This window comes from Streptomyces sp. NPDC088197 (assembly GCF_044741185.1).
Lineage (GTDB): Bacteria > Actinomycetota > Actinomycetes > Streptomycetales > Streptomycetaceae > Actinacidiphila.
On the sequence record NZ_JBIUSD010000001.1, the window covers coordinates 79211 to 97436 of the forward strand.

The following is an 18226-nucleotide window of genomic DNA, read 5'->3' on the forward strand; positions in this document are numbered from 1 at the left end:
AATGGCCGTACCACTGACCGCTGATCAGATGCTGGCCGCTCTGCGCGCGGAGGGCGTGCGCGTGGTGGAGCATCCGGGCTGGCGCACGCATGACCGGGCCGGGCACGGGGCGTGGGGCCCGGTGCACGGCTTGATCATCCACCACACGGGCGGCACCGCGCCGTCGGACGGGGACATCGTCTGGGCGGGACGGGCGGATCTGCCGGGCCCGTGCGCGCACGCCTACCTCGCCAAGGGCGGCACGCTCACCCTGACCTCGGCGGGGCGCGCGAATCACGCCGGAGGCGGCGACGGGAACGTACTCCAGGCCGTCATCGACGAGTCGTACGGCGACCGGCCCCCTGCCCCGTACCAGCACGAAGGCAGCACGGGCGCGGTCGACGGCAACGCCCGCTTCTACGGCCTGGAGTGCTCCAACCGGGGTGACGGCGCGGACCCCTGGCCGGCCACGCAGCGGGACCAGGCGGTCCGCTGGGCGGCCGGGATCTGCCGCGCCCACGGCTGGTCCGAGAAGTCCGTGATCGGCCACAAGGAATGGTCGGACTGGAAGCCGGACCCGGTTATCGGCATGGCCGAATTCCGGGCCGCTGTCGCCACCCGGCTCGCCCACCCGGCGAGCTGGAATCCCACCACCCCGGAGGACAACGAGATGACCTTCAGCGCCACCGACGCACGCACGAACTGGGCCTTCAAGGGGTCGACCGACAAGGTCGACATGCGGCAGTACCTCGTCAGCACATACGAGACCGTGCAGCGGCTCGTGGCGACCGAGACCGCGCAGACCGCCGCGATCAGCGCCCTGGCCAAGGCCCTCAGCGACGCCCACCCCGGCGTCGACACCGCCCAGGTCGTGGCCGCCGTCCAGAAGGCCATCGCCGACGCCGTCATCCACGTCGACGTCACCGTCGGCGACACCACCACCAAGGAGAGCTGATGAGCGACATCAACCTGCCCCCGCTCGGCACCATCGAGAAGAACGCGAAGACCTTCGCCCGCGACCTCACCGAGCGCGTCCTGTCGTCCGCGCTCGGCGGGTTCGTCGGCGGCCTGGTCGTCACCCAGCCGCTGAACGGCTCCATGTGGTACACCGCCGCGACGGCGGGCGCCGCGGCCGGAGTGTCCGTCGTGAAGGGCCTGATCGCCCTGCTCGTCGGCGACCGGTCCAGCGCGAGCCTGGCCAAGGGGGTGTGATGCGGGCCGCGGTGCGCCTGGTCGGCGGGCTGCGCCCTGCGGCCCTGGCCGTCCTCGGTATCGGATGGATCGTGTACGGCCACGGGATCGCCACCGACCCCGGCTACGCCCGCTCGCGCGGTCTGGCGGGCATCACACGGTATGTGCCGATGACCGCGCTCGGCTGGGTGTGGATTGCCGCTGGTGCCGTCGCGGTCGCGGCGAGCCTGACCCGGTCCGGCATCCGCGCGCAGGCGGCCGGTTTCGCAGCGCTCGCCGCTCCGGCGGTCCTGTGGGGGGTGACCTACGCGCGGTCGGCGTGGTCCGGCGGGCTGCCATCCGCGTCCGCGTCGGCGGCGGCCTGGCTCGCCTTCGCCGCTTTCGTGGTGCTGACCGCGGGCATGGCCGAGCCGGGCTGGGTGATCGACGCCCTGTACGACGAGAACGAGAAGGGGGGCGGCGATGGCCGTTGACTTCGCCACGATCGGCACGGCTGTCGCCACAGTCCTCGGCGGCGCCGCGGCGTGGCGGCAGTCGAGGCGCAGCAGCTTCACCACGATCACCAACCGGCTGGACCGCGAGCTGCGGCAGGAGCGGATGCAGCGGAAGATGCTCACCAGCTACGTGCTGGAGCTGACCCGCTGGGCCCGCCGCGTCGACCCCGGCGGTCCCGCCGGACCGCCCCCGACGCCACCCGACGACCTCGACCTGTCCCCCTGGCAGTGACCTGCGCCCCCGTTCGGCTTCGGCCGGCGGGGGCCCTTTTTTGTGCGGGAGCGGATCCCACTGACCTCCTTGAGGGAGGTCAGTCCTCGAGGTCGGTGTCACTGTGACGAGAACTCCCCGTGCTGTCGTACCCGAGCCGTAGGCTGGCCGCATCCCATCCTTCGCTGACTGCGCGGCTGGGCGGCCCCTGCTGGTTGAGCAGCAGGGGCCTCAGTCGCCCAGGTCGATGGCGAACTCGACCACGGTGGCGTCGCCCCTTCTGACGATCGGGTGGGCGACCTCGACGATCCGGCCGTCGTCGGCGACGTGGCGCCTGGTGAAGCGGAGGACCGGCACGGCCGCGCCGAGCTGGAGGGTTGTGGCCTCTTCTTCCGTGGGCATGCCGGTGGTGAAGGACTCCAGGATGCGGGTGACGCGGATGCCGAGCGTGGCGAGCTGGGCGCGGGTGCCGCCGGGCCACGGCTCGTTGATCGGGTCGGAGACGGGTGTGCCCGCGACGTCGGACCAGCGGACGTAGCTGGTGGACATCTGCGTCGGGGCGTCGTTGTCGTAGAACACGAAGTGCCGGGCGAGCAGCGGCTCGCCGACCTCGCACTCGAAGAGCGAGGCCAAGTTGGCGCCGGCGCGGACCTTCTCGAACCGCTTGTCGAGCCGGTACTCCGACCAGCCGATGCCCTGGTCTCGGGTGAAGGCGGTCGACGGCTTCTCAGGGGTGGTGCGGTAGCGGTCGGCAGCGAGGCGGTGCACGGGCGGCCGGTTGCGGACAGTCGTGCCCGCGCGGGTGCGCGTCTCGATCAGGCCCTCGGAGCGCAGGACCGCGAGCGCGTTGCGGATCGTCGTCTCCGACACGCCGTAGACGTCGCCGAGTTCGGGCAGGGTGGGGAGCTTGTCGCCGGGCCCGTAGGTGCCGCCGCTGATCTGCTCGCGGATCTCGGCCGCGATACGGAGGTACTCGGGTCGCTCGGCGGTCACGTGCACCACCCTCCGGGGTGATCGTTTCTTTTCTGTACACACATATTGCTGGCTCGCCTTGACCTATGCCAACTCGCGCGTGATTCTGAGTACAGAACGCAGCTTTCCGTACTCAGAACGCTAGCGACGTTGGGATAAATCCATGCCTGAAACAGGCCAGAGCTGGCAGCGCGCCTTCCTCGCCGAAGCGGAGCAGGCTCGCGTCGCGCGGAGGTGGATTAGCGCCCGCACATCGCACCCCGACGCTCACCAGATCGCCGGTGAGTTGTTCATCGCGGTCCTGGCCACGCGCCCCGGAAAGGTCTTGATGACGTTGTCGACGGCCGGAGCACGGGCGCGGATCACCGCCTCCGGCGACCGACCCCTGCCGCTCCACAGCCTCCACGGACCAGGCCGGTCGATCATCCGCGGCCTCGCTGAGCATCACGGCACCGCGCCCGACGACTGCGGTCTGTGGGCCGAACTCCCCTGGGAGAAACCATGAGCACAACGACCGTCCCGATCTCCGTCGACTGCGTCGCCGCCCTGGAACTGGACTGGCCCGAGGTCCACAAGCGGTGCCGCGGTAATGGGGCCCTGTACCTGCCCGGCACCTGCGCGCCAGTCTTGCCGCAGGTTCCGTGCGGCTGCGCCTGCCACAAGCCCGCCGAACCCGCGTCATGACGAGCTGCGAGTGGTGCGGCGAGGACGTGCCGGAAGAGACGACCGTTCTGGTCTCGGTCGCCACGGTGAGCAGCGGCGGCCGGACAGCGCGCGCGTGCTTGGCGTGCGCACACAGATTCAGGATCACGCCGGTTGGTGAGCCCCCCGTGCTGGCCGCCCGAAGGACTGACCGTGGGTGACCTGCTGGAGGCGTACTTCGCACATGTCGAGGAGTGCGGGTGGTGTCATCTGCGCCTCACCAACTGCCCGCGTGGCAAGGAGTTGTGGGCGTTGTACATCTCCACGCGCAGTCTCCCGTGCCCGGTCATCGGCGAGAACCCCCGGTCTAGCTGACCGGACCGCCGCCAGCGTTCCCTACTTCACTTCGGAGCACATCAATGTCGACCCACCCCGAAATCCGGCACGGTTCGTGCGCTACCTGCGGTGCTCTGATCGCGTGGACCGCTCAGGTCGATGACGAGACCGGCATGGAGATGGTGGCCGAGGTGGTCTATTGCCGCAACGGGCACCCGAACTGACCACCGTTTGAGCTGGGTTATCGGCGCTCCGGCAAGAGCATCGCCGACGACCCGAGGGGAGCACGGTCCTTAGCGGCCGTGCTCCTCTGCGTGCTGACCCCGCACAGGGCGCGGCACGCGGCTTGACGGGGACGCCTGGGGACCGGTGTCGGCGGCCATCTCCATGTGCTCCATGGCCTGCTGGTAGCCCGCGAGGTGGGCGTCGGCGACCTGGTCCTGGCTGAGCTGCCCCGCTCGCCGTGTCGCCACAACGATCCACGGCGGCAGGGAGGTCAGGGCGACCACCACACCGATTCGGGTGACCGTGGGGCTGTTCACCGACGGATGGAAGCCAGCGACGCCGACCGCCAAGCCGGCGCCGAACAGGCTGAGGGCCAGTCCTTCGAGAATTCGGGTTTGCAATGGTCCTCCAGGTGTCTTGCCGGAGACGGCTATGCCGTCGCTGCGGAGGTGGGGGGTTGCACGCCACCAGCACCGTCGAGCGGCCTGTGTGCGTGGCGTTGGGGCCTGAGCGGGCCGCCCGTGGGGGACGGCAGCCGCGCGGGTCAGGGGCCGCGCCGTGCGATCGTTCCGCTAGCAGCTGGCGCAGCACTGCGGACAGAAGCGGCGGGCGCGCCGCTCAGCGCTCGGGTAACTCGTCGCGTGTCGGCATCAAACACCCCCGGAACTCGAACACAGAATCGAATTGTGTTCGGCGTGACACTGATTGAACGCCCTGTGTGATCGTTTGTCCACCGTGAAGCACTCAGATTCACCCAAGCGGGCGATAGCACGGTGGACACGCTGAGGCTCGATGAGACCTCGACGCAGCGACAGCGACCGGGCGAGAGCCTGATTCTCGTGCGAGCGCCGTGCGAGCGCCGCCCTCAAAGCCCCCCCAAAATACCAACAGCCCTGGCCAGCTACCTCGCTGACCAGGGCCATCTACGGTAGGCCCTGTGGGACTTGAACCCACAACCAATGGATTAAAAGTCCACTGCTCTGCCAATTGAGCTAAGGGCCCGCTCCCCGCAGCATAGCTGGGACCTGCGGGGGAGGCCGAACCGGTTAGGGCCTGTCCGGCGGATCATGGGCGGTCCAGGCGGCGCCTGGCGCCGGACAGGCCCTAGGGCTGGGGGGTGTCCGTGGGGCGGCGGAGGAACCAGTGGCGGGCGGAGACGAGCCACCAGGTGGTGGCGAAGCCGAGGACGACGAGGACGGCGATGGGGGCGTAGTTGAAGGTCTTCCAGGTGATGGGAGAGAGCTGGGGGAGCATGAAGAGGACGGTGATGAGGGCGACCCAGGCGACGGCGACGACGCCGATGGGGCGGGACCAGCGGCCGAGGTGCCAGGGGCCGGGCTCGAAGGCGGGGCCTTTGCGGAGGCGGAGCAAGGTGGGGATGACGTAGGCGATGTAGAGGCCGATCACGGCGATCGAGGTGACGGCGGCGTAGGCGGTGGCGTTGATGAGGTACGGCAGGCCGAGGCAGAGCGCGCCGGCCGCGGCGAGCCAGACGGCGGCGACGGGGGTACGGGTGCGCGGGCTGACGGTGCGCCAGACGCGCGAGTAGGGCAGCGCGCCGTCGCGTGAAAAGGCGTAGATCATACGGCTGTTGGCGGTCACGGACGCCATGCCGCAGAAGAGCTGGGCGCCGATGACGACGAGCAGCAGGAGTTTGCCGCTGGTCGCGCCGAGCAGGATCTGCGCGGGCGGCGCGCCGGTCGGTGAGCCCAACTCGGCGTCGTACGACTGGATCGCGAAGGTGAAGCCGAGCAACAGCACGAAGCCCGCGATCCAGGACGTCCAGATGGAACGGACGATGCCGCGCGGACCGGCGGTGGCGGCGTCGTGCGTCTCCTCGGTCATGTGCGCGGAGGCGTCGTACCCGGTGAATGTGTACTGCGCCATCAGCAAGCCGATCAGCACCACGTAAATGCCGCTGCCGAAGCCGGTGTTGTTCACGTAGTGCGTGAACACGAAGCTCGCCGAGCGGTGGTGGTCGGGCACGAAGGCGAGCGCGCCGACGATCAGGCCGACGCCGAGCACGTGCCACCACACGCTGACGTTGTTCAGGACGGCGACGATCCGTACGCCGAAGGTGTTGAGCAGGCCGTGCAGGAGCAGGATCGCTGCGTAGAGCAGGATCGTCCGGCCGGGGCTGACGCGGAAGTCGAACTGGAGGTTCAGATACGCGCCCAGGAACGACGCCGCGCCGAAGTCGATGCCCGCGGTGACGGCGACCTGGCCGAGGACGTTGAACCAGCCGGTGAACCACGCCCACGCGGCGGCGCTGCGCTCCGGGGCCAGCCGGTGCGCCCAGAAGTACAGGCCCGCGGACGTCGGGTACGCCGAACAGATCTCAGCCATCGCCAGCCCGACGACCAGCGTCATCAGGCCGACCCCGACCCAGCCCCAGGTGATCAGGGCCGGGCCGCCGGTGTTCATCCCGAACAGGTACAGCGTCAGACAGCCGGACAGCACCGAGATGATCGTGAACGAGACCGCGTAGTTCGAGAACGCCGACATCCGGCGCGCCAGATTCTGCGTGTAGCCGAGCTGCGCGAGCCGCTCCTCGTCCGACACGGACGAGGAAACGGACGAGGAGACGGGAGAGGAGATGGGAGCGGAGACGGGAGAGGAGACGGGAGCGGAATCCGGGGGTACGGAAGAGGCGGAGAGAGGGACGTCCTCAGGTGTCATGCCCCAGGCTTCCCGCACCCAGGGCATGACATGCACACGCCCTCAGAAGAGCCGCCCGTACCCGTTCCACCCCGTCCCGACCCGCACCCGCGCGCCGAACTGCCCGTTCGCCGTCGCCGCGTACCGCCACAGGCCGCCCGCCGCGTCCCGCGCCAGCAGATCCGCGCGACCGTCCCGGTTCAGGTCACCGGGGCCGACGAGCACGTTGTACGTGTTCCAGCCCGAGCCGATCCGCACCCGCGCCATCAGACCGCCCGTGCCGTCGCCGTCGTACCGCCACAGCACGCCGGACGTGTCCCGCGCGACGATGTCGCCGACGCCGTCGCCCGTCAGGTCGCCCGTCCCGACGATCGCCGAGAAGATCCCGAATCCGTGCCCGATCTTGACCCGGGTCCTGAAGGAGCCCGCGCCGTTGTCCGCGTAGAGGTAGAGATCGCCGCCGGGCGTACGCGCGAGCAGGTCGGAGCGGCCGTCGCCGGTCAGATCACCGGGCGAGAGAAGGGAGTTGTAGATGTTCCAGCCGGATCCGATCAGCTTGGACGGCTGGGACCGCAGGAAGGAGCCCTCGCAACCACCGGGGTAGGAACGCAGTTGGCCGTCGCTGGTGCGCACCAGCAGATTGCCGCAGCCGTTGTCGTCCAGGTCGTCGAAGGCGAGATACGTGGCGGTGGTCGGCCAGCCGTGGTCGGCGGTCCGGGGCGGCAACAGGCCGCCGGAACCGTTGCCCACGTACAGCCGCAGAACGCCGCCCGGGGTGAGGCCGACGACTCCGCCGTCGGCTCCGGAGGTGAGGGCGTGGTGGTTGGGGCTGGAACGGGCGACCCCGACCATGCCGGAGGCCGTGGTGCCGGGGCTCAGGCCGTTGGCCGGGGTGGCGGTCAGCGTCCAGCGGTAGGTGCCGTCCGGGGCGTACGCGCCCTTGGCGTCCTTGCCGTCCCAGTTCGCGAAGACCTCCGCGCGGGCCGCCCCGCCGGTGACGGTCGCGAAGAGCGCGCCGGTCGCCGCGTTGCGGAAGTCGATCTTCCACCCGGAGGTGGCACCGCTGAGCACCCACCAGCCCTGCCATCGGCTGTTCGCCTGCCGCGGCCTGACCGGCAGATCGACCTGCGACCAGAGGGCGTTGAGCGCCGACGGGGCGATCCCCGCGGAAATCAGGTGAATTGACGCGTCGGGGGCCGTATACGCGATCCCGCTGCGGTACTTGTCCACCGTCCACGAGAGTCCGCGGTCACCGCCGGGCGCCTTCGGGTCGGCGGGCAGCTCGGCCACGACACGCGTCTTCCCCGCGCCCGACGTGCCCGACCGCACGTCGGTGAGCGTGAGTTGGTCACCGGAGTGGCGTACGACGAAGCCGTCGCCGAGCAGGGCGGGTCCCGCGGGTACGGCGACGGACTTCTTCGCCGTACGGTCGTACACACCGGCCGGACCGTTCGCGCCGCAGGACCAGTACAACAGGCGTCCCAGCGCCTGCACTTCCTTGATCGCGCAGGGCGCGTCGGTGGTGAGCGAGGACGGCGCGGCCGGCCCCGTCGAGTCGTTGCTCCGCAGATCCGTCGAGGTGAGCTGCCCCTTGGCGGCGGTCGCACTCCACAGGATGTCGCCCCACAGCGCCGCCGGGACGGTCGGCCGGGAGATGACCACCTTCCGGTATCCGGGCGAGATGACGTACTGACGGCCGTTGGAGCCACCGTTGTAGAGCGTGAATCTCTCCGACGCGTCCACGATCCGGCCGCCGGTCGCGGCGACCTGGACGCCGTAGAACCCGCCGCCGCTCATGACGTCGACCACGTCACCGCCGACACCGCCGACACCGTCGGCACCGTCGCGGATGTAGGCGGTGCCCTGCCCTTCGCTGCCCGCGACCAGGCTGACCGCGCAGTGGCCCGGCGCGCCGCAGGTGGAGACCGGGCTCGGTTCCACGACGGTGTGCGGGGGCCCGGTGACGGGCTGCGGGACCGCTCCCGTCCCCTCGTCCTGTGCGTAGAAACGCGCTCCGGGGACGGCACCCGTCCAGTCCGGCATGCCCTCCATGAAGCTCAGACGGCCTCGGGCCAGCGCGAGCCCGTACCGTACCGGCTTCTCGACCTCGTGGTGGAACAGCGTGACGGGGGCAGCCCCGGACGGCGCGAAACGGTAGGAGTTCCAGTGGTCCGAGTCGGCGCCGCCGCTCACGACCGTGCCGCCGTCCTGCGACGCGGTCGGGGCCGCGGCGTCCGGCAGCGGCTGGGTGACCGGGCCGCCGTCCAGCGGCACCGAGTACAGCGGGTCGGCCCGGCCGTCGTTCCAGACCGAGCCCTTGCGGACGGCGAGCAGCGCGGTGTCGGACAGGGTGACGGCGTACGTGGTGGTGTCGGCGTGCGCCTCGGGCGGCAGGGCGACCGTACGGGGCGCGGCCTGCGGGTCGTCCAGGGAGTAGTACGTCAGAACACCGGCGCTGTACCAGCCGAAGGAACGCGTGTTGCTGAATTTGGGGACGCCCGCGGGTGGCTCCATCGTGCGGACGACGGCGCCGGTCGTGAGGTCCAGGACGCTGAGGCTCATCTGGCCCGCGACCGTGGTGGCGACCACGACGCGCGTCGCGCGCTCGCCGCGCAGCAGCGTGGCGGTGTACGTGGCGCCCGTGGGCAGCCCGGTCAGCGGGCGCTCGGTGAAGGCGGTCGCGTCCCCGGCAACGGTCAGCAGGTGGACGGTCTGGCCGGTGACGGTGGTGCCGTCGGTGTCGTCCGTCGTCGTGATCACGGCCCACCCGTCGGGCGTGCCGATCGCGCTGCGGTAGGTGTGGCCGGGCGGCAGCGCGAAGTCGACGGCGGTGCCGGCCGCCGGGTCGAGCAGCCGCACGCCCTTACGGAGGTTCGTGCTGGCGTACCGTTCCGCGCCGCCGGGCAGGAGCACGAGATTCGTGCCCCCGCTGCCGAGCGTCCGCGGCGCCCCGGTCCCGTACGGCACCCACTGGTCGACGCCGCCGAACACCCTCAGGTAGCCGGTGGCGCCGGACGAGACGACCCATTCCTCGGCGAGCACGGGCTTGTTCACCGGCGGCACGACCACGTCGTACGGCGCCGGTTCCGCCGCGGCGGCCGGCCCCACGCCCGTGAACGGTGCCGCGCCCACCGCGAGGGCGAGCGATATCGCGACGGCGACGCCGCCGCGGACAAGGGTGCGCTTGGCCACCCGTTCCTCCTGCTGATCCCTGAGGAAGGCGTCCGCAGCGGACGCCTGATGAAGCCCGGAGCACGGGCGAAGAAGCCCGTACTCCGGGCGAAGAAGCGCGGCTCCGCGCCGCGGGCCGGGTCTCAGAACAGGGACTTGTACGTCTGCCACCCCGTGCCGATCTTCACCCGCGCGCCGAACTGCCCGGTGCCCGTACCGGAGTAGCGCCACAACACGCCCGCCGCGTCACGGGCGACGAGGTCGGCGCGGCCGTCTCCGGTGATGTCGCCGACGCCGACGAGGGCGTTGTAGACGTTCCAGCCGGAGCCGATTTTGACGCGCGGCTTGAACGTGCCCGCGCCCGTGGCGTCGTAGCGCCACAGCACACCCGCCGCGTCACGGGCGAGCAGATCGGCGAGGCCGTCACCGGTCACATCCTGGGCGCCGACCAGCAGGTTGTACGTGTTCCAGCCGGACCCGATCTTCACCCGCGCCGTAAACACGCCGGCGGCCGTGCCGTCGTACCGCCACAGGACGCCCGCGGCGTCCCGCCCGAGCAGGTCGGGGCGGCCGTCGCCGGTCAGATCGCCGGGCGAGACAAGGAAGTTGTACGTGTTCCAGCCCGACCCGATCACCCTGCGCGACAGCGCGGGTGTGAGCGCCGCGCCGCACTTGCCGTCGTAACGCGTGAGCTGACCGGCGGAGTTGCGCACCAGCAGGTCGTTGCACCGGTTGCCGGTCAGGTCGTTGACCGCGACGAGCGTGGACGACATCGGCCAGCCCGCCCCCTGCGGGCCGGAACCCCCGCTGACGGAACCGGTGCCCGTACCCGTCCTGATGTCGAGCCGGCCGGCCGAGGTCACCGCGAGCAGGTCGCCGACGCCGTCGCGCGTGTAGTCCCGCGGCTCGGCGCTCCCGCCGTGGACGGCCACGGTGCCGGTGCTCGTGGTGACCGGCACGAGCGCGTCCCGGGTCCACAGGCTCAGTGTCCAGATGTAGTCGCCGGTCACGGGCACGGCGCCGCTGTCCCTGGCACCGTCCCAGGTCAGGGAGACGGTGTCCCGGGCGGTGCCGCGGAACGTACGGACGACCGCGGACACCCCCTTCTTCCTCAGCTCCACCGTCCAGTGGGTGACCGGCCCCGTGAGGTCCCACCGCGGTGTCCACGGGGCGTAGTACACCTCCATGAGCGGCTCGTTCCTGGTCGTCAGCACCGTGGTCGCGGTCCTCGGCAGACCGGACGGGACGACGTGGGTCGTGCCGTCGGCGTCCGTGTAGGCGAGGAAGCCGCGGAATTTGTCGAGCGTCCAGACGACGCCGCGGTCGTCCGGGTAGGCGTTCGCGGGGAGGTCCGCGATCGTGCGGTCGACGGCGGTGCCGCCGCGGACGTCGGTCAGGGTGAGCCGGCCGTCGGTGTGCCGCAGGACGTAACCGTCGCCGAGCAGGGCGTTGCCCGCTGGTACGCGGACGGACTTCTTCGTGTCGAGGTCGTGGACACCCGCGGGGCCGTTCGTGCCGCAGGACCAGTAGAGCCAGCGGCCCAGTACCTGGATCTCCCGCGGTACGCACGGCACGTCCGTCGTCACCGTTCCGGTCACGCCGCCGGTGAGGAGGTCGGTCGTGGTGAACCGCCCCGCCGTCGCCGTGGCCGACCACATCGTGTCCCCCCACAGCGTGGCGGTGGTGATCGGGCCCGAGGAGGTGACCTGGCCCTCCGCGAGATTCACGACGTACTGCTTGCCGTTGGAGCCGCTCTCGTACAGCACGTACTGGTTGCCGGCCGCGACGATCCGGCCGCCGCTGGAGTCGAGAAGGACTCCCGACGGGGCGTCCACCGCCTTCACGTAGTCGTGCCCCGTGGTGTAGTCCACTTCGATAGCACCGGTGCCGGTCGTGCCCCCGCCGTCAGCGAGCGGCACGCAGCGGGCCTGACCGCCGCAGCGCGGGATGGCGTCGTCCATCGGCGTGCCCGAATCGAGCGGCTGCGGCTCGCTGAACAGACCGGGAGTCAGATTGTCGCCCACGTCGGCGGTGTACGTGCGCGAGGTGACGGACGTGCCGGGCGCGGTCTGGACGAAGGTGAGCCGGCCGCGGGCGAGCGAGAGGCCGATCCGCTCGGGGGTGTACGTCGTGAACCGGCCCAGGACGGTGAGGGGACCGTCGACCGCAGGTATCCGGTAGGTGGCCCAGCCGCCGGAACCGTCGCTCCCCTCGGCATAGGAGCCGCCGTCCGAGGCCACACCGGGCTGGCCCGCGTCGTCGAGCAGTACGCGCGCGGGTCCGCCGTCGAGCGGCACGGAGTACAGCGGGTCCCGCCTGCTGTCCTGGATGGTGGCATCCACGTGCACGGCGAGCAGGGCGTCGCCGGTGAGCTTGGTGACGAATTCGGTCGTGTCGCCGCCGGGCACCGCAAGGCGCCGCGGTGCGGCCTGCGGGTCCGCGATCGGCCGCAGTTCGGCCGTGCCGTGGGCGTACCAGCCGAAGGACACGTCGTTGATCAGCGGCAGCCGGGAAATGGAAGCGGCCTCGGGCAGCGGTTGCGAGGACACCAAGGTGCCGGTGGCGAAGTCGATCAGGCCGAGCCGGTGGTCGTCTCCGAGGGAGTAACCCACCGCCAGGCGCGACTGGTTGTTGCGCCAGCCGTCCAGCCCGGTGACGCCCGTCGTGGGCCAGCCGGCCACCGGGCGTTCGGAGAGTTGGCCGTCGGCGGCCGGGGCGAGCAGATGGAGGACTTGCGAGGTGACGTGGCCGCCCGAATCCGTGGCGAGTGTCCGGCTGAGGATCGTCCATCCGGTGCCGTTGGGGAAGAAGGCGAGCGGCGAGTACGCGGGCGGGACCGGGTACTGCGTCCACTTCCCCGAGGCCAGGTCGTAGATCCGCACGAGGTGGTCCAGCGCGGGCAGCACGCCCAGCACTTCGGTGCCGTCGGGGCCAGGCAGCGGCCGGGGGGCGTTGCGCAGCACGCCGAGGTCGCGGGTCACGACGCCGTCGAAGGAGTGCCAGGTGTAGCTGAACGACACAGCGCTGTGGTCGGTGCGTTGGACGTACCCGGTGGCGCCGACGCCGGTCACCGGTCCTCCGGCGGGACCCGTGGTGCCGATCGGCGCGATGGCCGGGTTCTGCGCCGTGTCGGCCGCCGCGGTGCCCGGCAGCGGTCCGAGTCCGAGACCGGCGGTCAGGACGGCGGCGACCACCGCGAGCACCCCGCGCCGCGGCCATCCCAGACGGCGTGACATCCGGTTCCCTCCCCAGGGCATACGCTCCGCCTCCCGGCAGAGTCGGCAGAGCTTAGCAACCGGCTACGCGGACGGGCCCGCCCGGCGTGAAGTGATCACACCGGGCGGGCCCGTTCTGCGGCTGAGCGGTCAGCGGTCAGCCGTTGCGCTTCCAGCGGGGCTTGCGGTCGTAGGAGGAGCCGGCGGCCGGGGCGGCGCCGGGGGCGCGGCGGTCGTCACGGTTGCCGTACGAGGGACGCGAGTCGCGGTCGCCGTAGGAGGGGCGGCTGTCGCGGCGGTCGTACGAGGACGACGTGGACGGACGGCTGCTGTCGCGGCGGTCGCGGTTGAAGGGGCGGTCGCGGTCGTCGCGGCTGTTGTACGCGGGACGGCGGTCGTCACGGTTGCCGTACGAGGGGCGCGAGTCGCGGCTGTCGCGGCTGGTGTACGGGGTGGACGGACGGCCGCTGCGCTCGCCGTACGAGGGGCGGGAGTCACGACGGTCGTCGCCGCGGCGGTCGTCACGGTTGCCGTACGACGGACGGCTGTCACGGCGGTCGTCACGGTTGCCGTCACGGTTGCCGTACGACGGACGGGAGTCGCGGTTGCCGTCACGGTTGCCGTACGACGGGCGGCTGTCACGGCGCTCGTCACGGTTGCCGTACGAGGGACGGTCGTCACGGTTGCCGTACGACGGGCGGCTGTCGCGACGGTCGTCACGGTTGCCGTACGAGGGACGGGAGTCGCGGTTGCCGTAGGACGAACGGTCGTTGCGGCGGTCGAAGTTGCCGCGGTCGTCGCGGCGGTCCTCGCGCTGCTCCGGCACGGGGGCCGGGGCGGCGGCGGCCAACGCGGCGGCCTCGGCGGCGAGTTCGGCGGCCTTGGCGGCCACCGCCTCCTCCGGGTCCTCGCCGCGCTCACGGGCCGAACGGGCGGTGAGGCGGTCGGCCTCCTCGCGCAGTTCGGTCGCGCGGCGCTGGAGCCGCTCCAACTGACGCGTGACGTCGGCGACTTCGCGCTCCGCCTGGAGAGCGGCGTTCTGTACGGCGTCGGCCTGGACGTCGGTCAGCGAGCGCGCGCCGGTGATCTTGGCGACGTCCTCGTCGAAGACGCCCGCGCCGCCGATGATGTGGCGCGAGGCGTCGACGCCCGCGTCCTCCATCAGCCGGAAGATCTGCTTGCGCTGGTGCGGCAGGGCGAGCGAGACGACCGTGCCGGACTCGCCCGCGCGGGCGGTACGGCCCGAGCGGTGCAGGTAGTCCTTGTGGTCGGCGGCCGGGTCGACGTTGAGCACCAGGCCGATGCCGTCGACGTGGATGCCGCGGGCGGCGACGTCGGTGGCGACCAGGACGTTGACCTGACCGGCCTTGAAGTCCTCAAGGGTGCGGGTACGGGCGCCCTGGGTCATGCCGCCGTGCAGCGCGTCGGCGCGGACACCGGCCTCGATGAGCTGCTCGGCGACGCGGTCGGCGCCCATCTGGGTGCGGACGAAGATGATCGTGCGGCCCTTGCGGGCGGCGATGGCGGCGGTGACCGGCGCCTTGTCCTTCGGCTTCACGACGAGCACGTGGTGGCTCATGGTGGTGACGGCGCCCTGGGCGGCGTCCACCTCGTGGGTGACCGGGTCGACCAGGTAGCGGCGGACGAGGCTGTCGATCTCGTTCTCCAGCGTCGCGGAGAACAGCAGGCGCTGGCCGCCCGCCGGGATGAGGTCGAGGATCTCGGTGACCTCGGGCAGGAAGCCCATGTCGGCCATCTGGTCGGCCTCGTCGAGGACCGCGATCTGCACCTGGTCGAGCACGGCGGAGCCGCGGTTGATCAGGTCGCGCAGCCGGCCGGGGGTGGCGACGAGGACGTCGACGCCGCGGTCCAGCGCGTAGATCTGGTTCTGCATGGACGTGCCGCCGCAGACGACCTTCATCTTCAGGCCGAGGACGTCGCCGTACGGCTGGAGCGCGTCGGCCACCTGCATGGCCAGCTCGCGGGTCGGGGTGAGGATGACGCCGCGCGGGCGCTTGCGCTCGGTGTGGCCGCCGGACAGCAGGGTCAGCAGCGGCAGGCCGAAGGAGAGCGTCTTGCCGGAGCCGGTACGGCCGCGGCCCAGGATGTCCCGGCCCGCCAGCGCGTCCGGGATGGTCGCGGCCTGGATCGGGAAGGGGGTGGTGACGCCGTTCTGCGCGAGCTTGCGGACGATGCCGTCGGCGAGGCCGAGGTCGGCGAAGGTCACGGTGGGCTCGGCGTCGGTGTCGGCGTCGGTGTCGTCCTCGGCGTCGGCCTCGGTGTCCGCGTCGATGACGTCGGTGATGTCGGTGGTGATGCCGGTGTCGAGGACGTCGGTCGCGTCGTCGGCGCCGGTGATGTCGGTGTTCTCTGCGGTGTCGGCGGTGGTGATGTCCACCACGTCCGCTACGGCGAGGATCTCGTCGTTCTCGGGCATGACGGAACGGTCGGCACTGTCAATGGACATGCTGAAGCTAAACCTCTCGGAGACTTACGGCACGCGCCAGCTCCGTAGGTTGCTTACAACCGCCTCGATGCGGTCAGCCACAGGAGAAAAGGAACGCGCCACGCGGCGCACATCGGATCAGGCGCCAGGCAGTGGGATCAAACGATCTACCAGCATACGCATCTGTCGGCGCCTTTGCCAATCGCCTTTCGGACCGGGCGCTGACCAGCGGCGATACCGCCACGATGCGGTCAGCGGTCGCGGCGGTCCCCGCGCCGTTCGGCGCTCGGGTCGGGCGACCCGCTGGGGTCGGAGCTGGGGCTGGCGGTCGGCGGGTCGGTGGTCGGCGGCGCGGTCGGCGCGTCCGTCGTCGGCTGGCCGGTCGGCTGGGAGGCCGTCGGCGAGGGCTGGGCGGTCGGCTGCGGCGCCGAGGTGCCGTCGGAGGCGGTCGGTACGCCGCCGGGTCCTGCCGGGCCGCCGCCCGCGCCGCCCGCCCGGGCCGTCGCGGGGGCCCGCGTGTCGCCGGGCGAGGCCGTACCGGTGACGGACGGGGACGGGGACATCGGGCCGCCGCCGCGGTGCGGGTCGCCCGCGCCCTGCGGGACCCGCGAACCGTCCGCGACGGTCCCCGCGCTCACGCCGGGCGCGTGCTTCGGCGCCTTGGGGTCGGACTCGCTCCCCGCGCTCACGCACGCCGCGACCCCGGCGGCCACCAGCGTGACGAGGACGGCGGACCGCAGCCCCGTACGGACGGCTCGGGCCCGGTCGCGGCGGGGGTCGCGGGGGCGGTCTGGGGCAGGGAGCACGTGTACGCACCTCGGGCTCGGTACAGGCGGACGCGTACGGTCGTACGGTCGTCGTACCGCCGCACGTCCGTACGCACCGGTCGGCGGTCGGATCGCCGTGTCCAACGCCGCGCCTCCCGCCAGGACACGCCCCGCGTCCCTGGCGTCACCCGTGGCGCGCAGCCGGGCCGCCGCCCGCGGCCGTCAGCGCGAAAGGGCCCCCGAAACCGTCACCCGTACCCCAGGGCGTGCAGCCGCTCGTCGTCGATGCCGAAGTGGTGGGCGATCTCGTGCACGACGGTCACCTCCGTCTCGGCGACGACCTCCTCGCGCGTGGCGCACATCCGCAGCGTCGGGCCCCGGTAGACGGTGATCCGGTCCGGCAGCACCCCGGCGTACCACTCGCCGCGCTCGGTCAGCGGCGTCCCCTCGTACAGCCCGAGCAGGTCCGGCTCCCCCGGCGCGGGCTCGTCCTCCACGAAGACCGCCACGTTGTCCATCAGCCGGGTCAGCTCGCCGGGAATCCGGTCGAGCGCCTCCCCGACCAGCTCCTCGAACTCCTCACGCGTCATCTCCAGCACGCTGCCCATTGTCCGCCACCCCGCCGCGAAAAGCGTTTTGGCGAACCCCCGGCCCATCCCATATGCTGCACCCGTCCCCGACGTGCGCCTCGGCGCCCACGGTCGGCCATCCAGCCCTCATCGTCTAGTGGCCCAGGACGCCGCCCTTTCAAGGCGGTAGCACGGGTTCGAATCCCGTTGGGGGCACCACAGATCTCGGTCCGACGAGTCCGGCCCCGGCGCGATGTGCGTCGGGGCCGGGCTTGGTTCGGGGTGGGGGCGGGTGAGGGGCGGGGGTCAGCCGCGGGCTACGGCGATTTTGCCGGCCAGGCGTTCGCCGGACTCGTAGACCATGTAGGGGACGCCGTTCTCGGTGCCGAAGCTGGGGGCGGCGCTGCGGCCGTTGTCGGGGGCTCCGTCGGAGGAGTTGAAGAAGACGCCGAGGTGCTTGCGGAGGCTGAAGTCGTTGCCGACCTCGGTGATCATCAGGTCGCCGCCGTGCGCCTTGTCCTTGTTGTAGGTGACGTACGCGCTGCCGTCGCGGGTGAGCAGGTGGGGGCCGCCGACGTCGCCCGCGCCGACGTCGGTGTGGCGGATGAGGGGCGTCTGGGAGAAGGTCCAGTTGCGGGCGTCCGCCGACCAGCCCCAGCCGATGTCACGGTGGTTGGTGGTGTTGTTCAGCATGAACAGCATGACGAAGTGGGCGTTCTTCGCGGGGAGTTCGTGGGCGAAGACCCGGGCGTAGGAGGTCTCGGTGGTGCCGGACGGCAGCATCGAGGTCGACAGGACCACCTTGTCGTACGTGAAGTGGATGCCGTCCTTGGACCGGGCGAGCCGGGTCGTGGTGTTCTCGCCGTGGAAGTAGAGCCACATCTCCTTGGCGCCCTCGACCCATATGACGTGCGGCGACGAGACATGGCTGACCGAGTAGTGGGGCGACCACGTGCGGGAGACGACCGGGTTGCCCGCGTACTCCGTGAACGGGCCCTCGATGTGGTCGCCGTAGGCGAGGCAGACGCCGCCGGGGGCGTCGTGCGGCGCGTAGTAGAGGTAGTAGCGGCCGAGCGGCGCGGTGAGGCGGCCGACCGTGCCGCGTATGCACGGGAAGATGATCTCGCCGGTCGGGTTGTACGCGAGCTGAGACGGCGTCAGAAGGGTCTTGACGTAACGGTAGTCGGGGAATCCGCCGGGGGTGGCGGCCGAGGCCGTCGCCGTGCCCGCCGTCGTGCCCACGGCGAGGGCGGCGGAGGTGGCGACGGCCCCGCGCAGGATGACGCGACGGCTCGGGCTCTGCGGGTTCTGCGGACTCTGCGGGTTCTGCTGCTCTGACATGGGGAACTC

The 18226-nt window shown here is 71.4% G+C and carries 16 protein-coding genes and 2 tRNA genes; 8 read left to right on the forward strand and 10 right to left on the reverse strand.

Going from position 1 to position 18226, the window contains the following annotated elements; all coding sequences use genetic code 11:
- Position 1 precedes the first annotated feature (1 nt).
- From ACIOC1_RS00450 to ACIOC1_RS00465, 4 genes are read left to right on the forward strand one after another with little or no spacing between them, the layout of a single operon-like run.
- A complete protein-coding gene (locus ACIOC1_RS00450) occupies positions 2-934 on the forward strand; it encodes an N-acetylmuramoyl-L-alanine amidase (RefSeq protein WP_401850777.1) in 933 nt (310 codons plus the stop codon).
- Complete coding sequence (locus ACIOC1_RS00455; protein ID WP_401715281.1) at positions 934-1191, forward strand: hypothetical protein; 258 nt, start codon at positions 934-936, stop codon at positions 1189-1191. The genes ACIOC1_RS00450 and ACIOC1_RS00455 overlap by 1 nt, the downstream gene beginning before the upstream one ends.
- Positions 1191-1643 (forward strand): hypothetical protein, encoded by a 453-nt coding sequence (locus ACIOC1_RS00460; RefSeq protein ID WP_401850779.1) that lies wholly within the window; start codon positions 1191-1193, stop codon positions 1641-1643. Before ACIOC1_RS00455 ends, ACIOC1_RS00460 begins: the two co-directional genes overlap by 1 nt.
- On the forward strand, positions 1633-1896 hold the full coding sequence (locus ACIOC1_RS00465; RefSeq protein WP_401850782.1) for a hypothetical protein: 264 nt from the start codon (positions 1633-1635) through the stop codon (positions 1894-1896). The genes ACIOC1_RS00460 and ACIOC1_RS00465 overlap by 11 nt, the downstream gene beginning before the upstream one ends.
- A gap of 210 nt (positions 1897-2106) precedes the next feature.
- Here the strand turns inward: ACIOC1_RS00465 and ACIOC1_RS00470 are convergent, their stop codons facing one another.
- Entirely contained in the window at positions 2107-2868 is a 762-nt protein-coding gene (locus ACIOC1_RS00470; protein WP_401850784.1) for a GntR family transcriptional regulator, read from the reverse strand.
- Between the two features lie 142 nt (positions 2869-3010).
- On the opposite strand from ACIOC1_RS00470, the gene ACIOC1_RS00475 reads away from it, so the two are divergent.
- The 3 genes from ACIOC1_RS00475 (at position 3011) to ACIOC1_RS00485 (ending at position 4049) form a co-directional block, all read left to right on the forward strand.
- Entirely contained in the window at positions 3011-3352 is a 342-nt protein-coding gene (locus ACIOC1_RS00475; RefSeq protein ID WP_401850787.1) for a hypothetical protein, read from the forward strand.
- Positions 3349-3531 (forward strand): hypothetical protein, encoded by a 183-nt coding sequence (locus ACIOC1_RS00480; protein ID WP_401850790.1) that lies wholly within the window; start codon positions 3349-3351, stop codon positions 3529-3531. Before ACIOC1_RS00475 ends, ACIOC1_RS00480 begins: the two co-directional genes overlap by 4 nt.
- 377 nt (positions 3532-3908) lie before the next feature.
- Positions 3909-4049 carry a hypothetical protein gene (locus tag ACIOC1_RS00485; protein WP_401850792.1) on the forward strand — a complete coding sequence of 47 codons (141 nt, stop codon included), beginning with the start codon at positions 3909-3911 and terminating at the stop codon, positions 4047-4049.
- Positions 4050-4118: 69 nt separating this feature from the next.
- On the opposite strand, the gene ACIOC1_RS00490 is transcribed toward ACIOC1_RS00485, so the two are convergent.
- The 8 genes from ACIOC1_RS00490 to ACIOC1_RS00525 form a co-directional block, all read right to left on the reverse strand.
- On the reverse strand, positions 4119-4367 hold the full coding sequence (locus tag ACIOC1_RS00490; protein ID WP_401850794.1) for a hypothetical protein: 249 nt from the start codon (positions 4365-4367) through the stop codon (positions 4119-4121).
- A 612-nt stretch (positions 4368-4979) separates the two neighbouring features.
- Positions 4980-5052: transfer RNA gene (locus ACIOC1_RS00495), tRNA-Lys, on the reverse strand.
- A gap of 102 nt (positions 5053-5154) precedes the next feature.
- The gene (locus tag ACIOC1_RS00500; protein ID WP_401851936.1) at positions 5155-6555 is read right to left on the reverse strand and encodes an amino acid permease; all 1401 of its coding nucleotides are present in this window, start codon (positions 6553-6555) and stop codon (positions 5155-5157) included.
- A gap of 216 nt (positions 6556-6771) precedes the next feature.
- Positions 6772-9900 carry an FG-GAP-like repeat-containing protein gene (locus tag ACIOC1_RS00505; RefSeq protein WP_401850796.1) on the reverse strand — a complete coding sequence of 1043 codons (3129 nt, stop codon included), beginning with the start codon at positions 9898-9900 and terminating at the stop codon, positions 6772-6774.
- 122 nt (positions 9901-10022) lie between these two features.
- Positions 10023-13115, reverse strand: a complete 3093-nt coding sequence (locus tag ACIOC1_RS00510) for an FG-GAP repeat domain-containing protein (protein WP_401850799.1) — start codon at positions 13113-13115, stop codon at positions 10023-10025.
- Positions 13116-13251: 136 nt separating this feature from the next.
- A complete protein-coding gene (locus tag ACIOC1_RS00515) occupies positions 13252-15561 on the reverse strand; it encodes a DEAD/DEAH box helicase (RefSeq protein ID WP_401850802.1) in 2310 nt (769 codons plus the stop codon).
- Positions 15562-15791: 230 nt separating this feature from the next.
- Positions 15792-16346 carry a hypothetical protein gene (locus ACIOC1_RS00520; protein WP_355336197.1) on the reverse strand — a complete coding sequence of 185 codons (555 nt, stop codon included), beginning with the start codon at positions 16344-16346 and terminating at the stop codon, positions 15792-15794.
- Positions 16347-16555: 209 nt separating this feature from the next.
- Positions 16556-16906, reverse strand: a complete 351-nt coding sequence (locus tag ACIOC1_RS00525) for a metallopeptidase family protein (RefSeq protein ID WP_355336196.1) — start codon at positions 16904-16906, stop codon at positions 16556-16558.
- Positions 16907-17019: 113 nt separating this feature from the next.
- Here ACIOC1_RS00525 and ACIOC1_RS00530 point away from each other — a divergent pair.
- Positions 17020-17095: transfer RNA gene (locus tag ACIOC1_RS00530), tRNA-Glu, on the forward strand.
- A gap of 87 nt (positions 17096-17182) precedes the next feature.
- On the opposite strand, the gene ACIOC1_RS00535 is transcribed toward ACIOC1_RS00530, so the two are convergent.
- The gene (locus ACIOC1_RS00535) at positions 17183-18217 is read right to left on the reverse strand and encodes a hypothetical protein (RefSeq protein WP_401850805.1); all 1035 of its coding nucleotides are present in this window, start codon (positions 18215-18217) and stop codon (positions 17183-17185) included.
- Positions 18218-18226 lie beyond the last annotated feature (9 nt).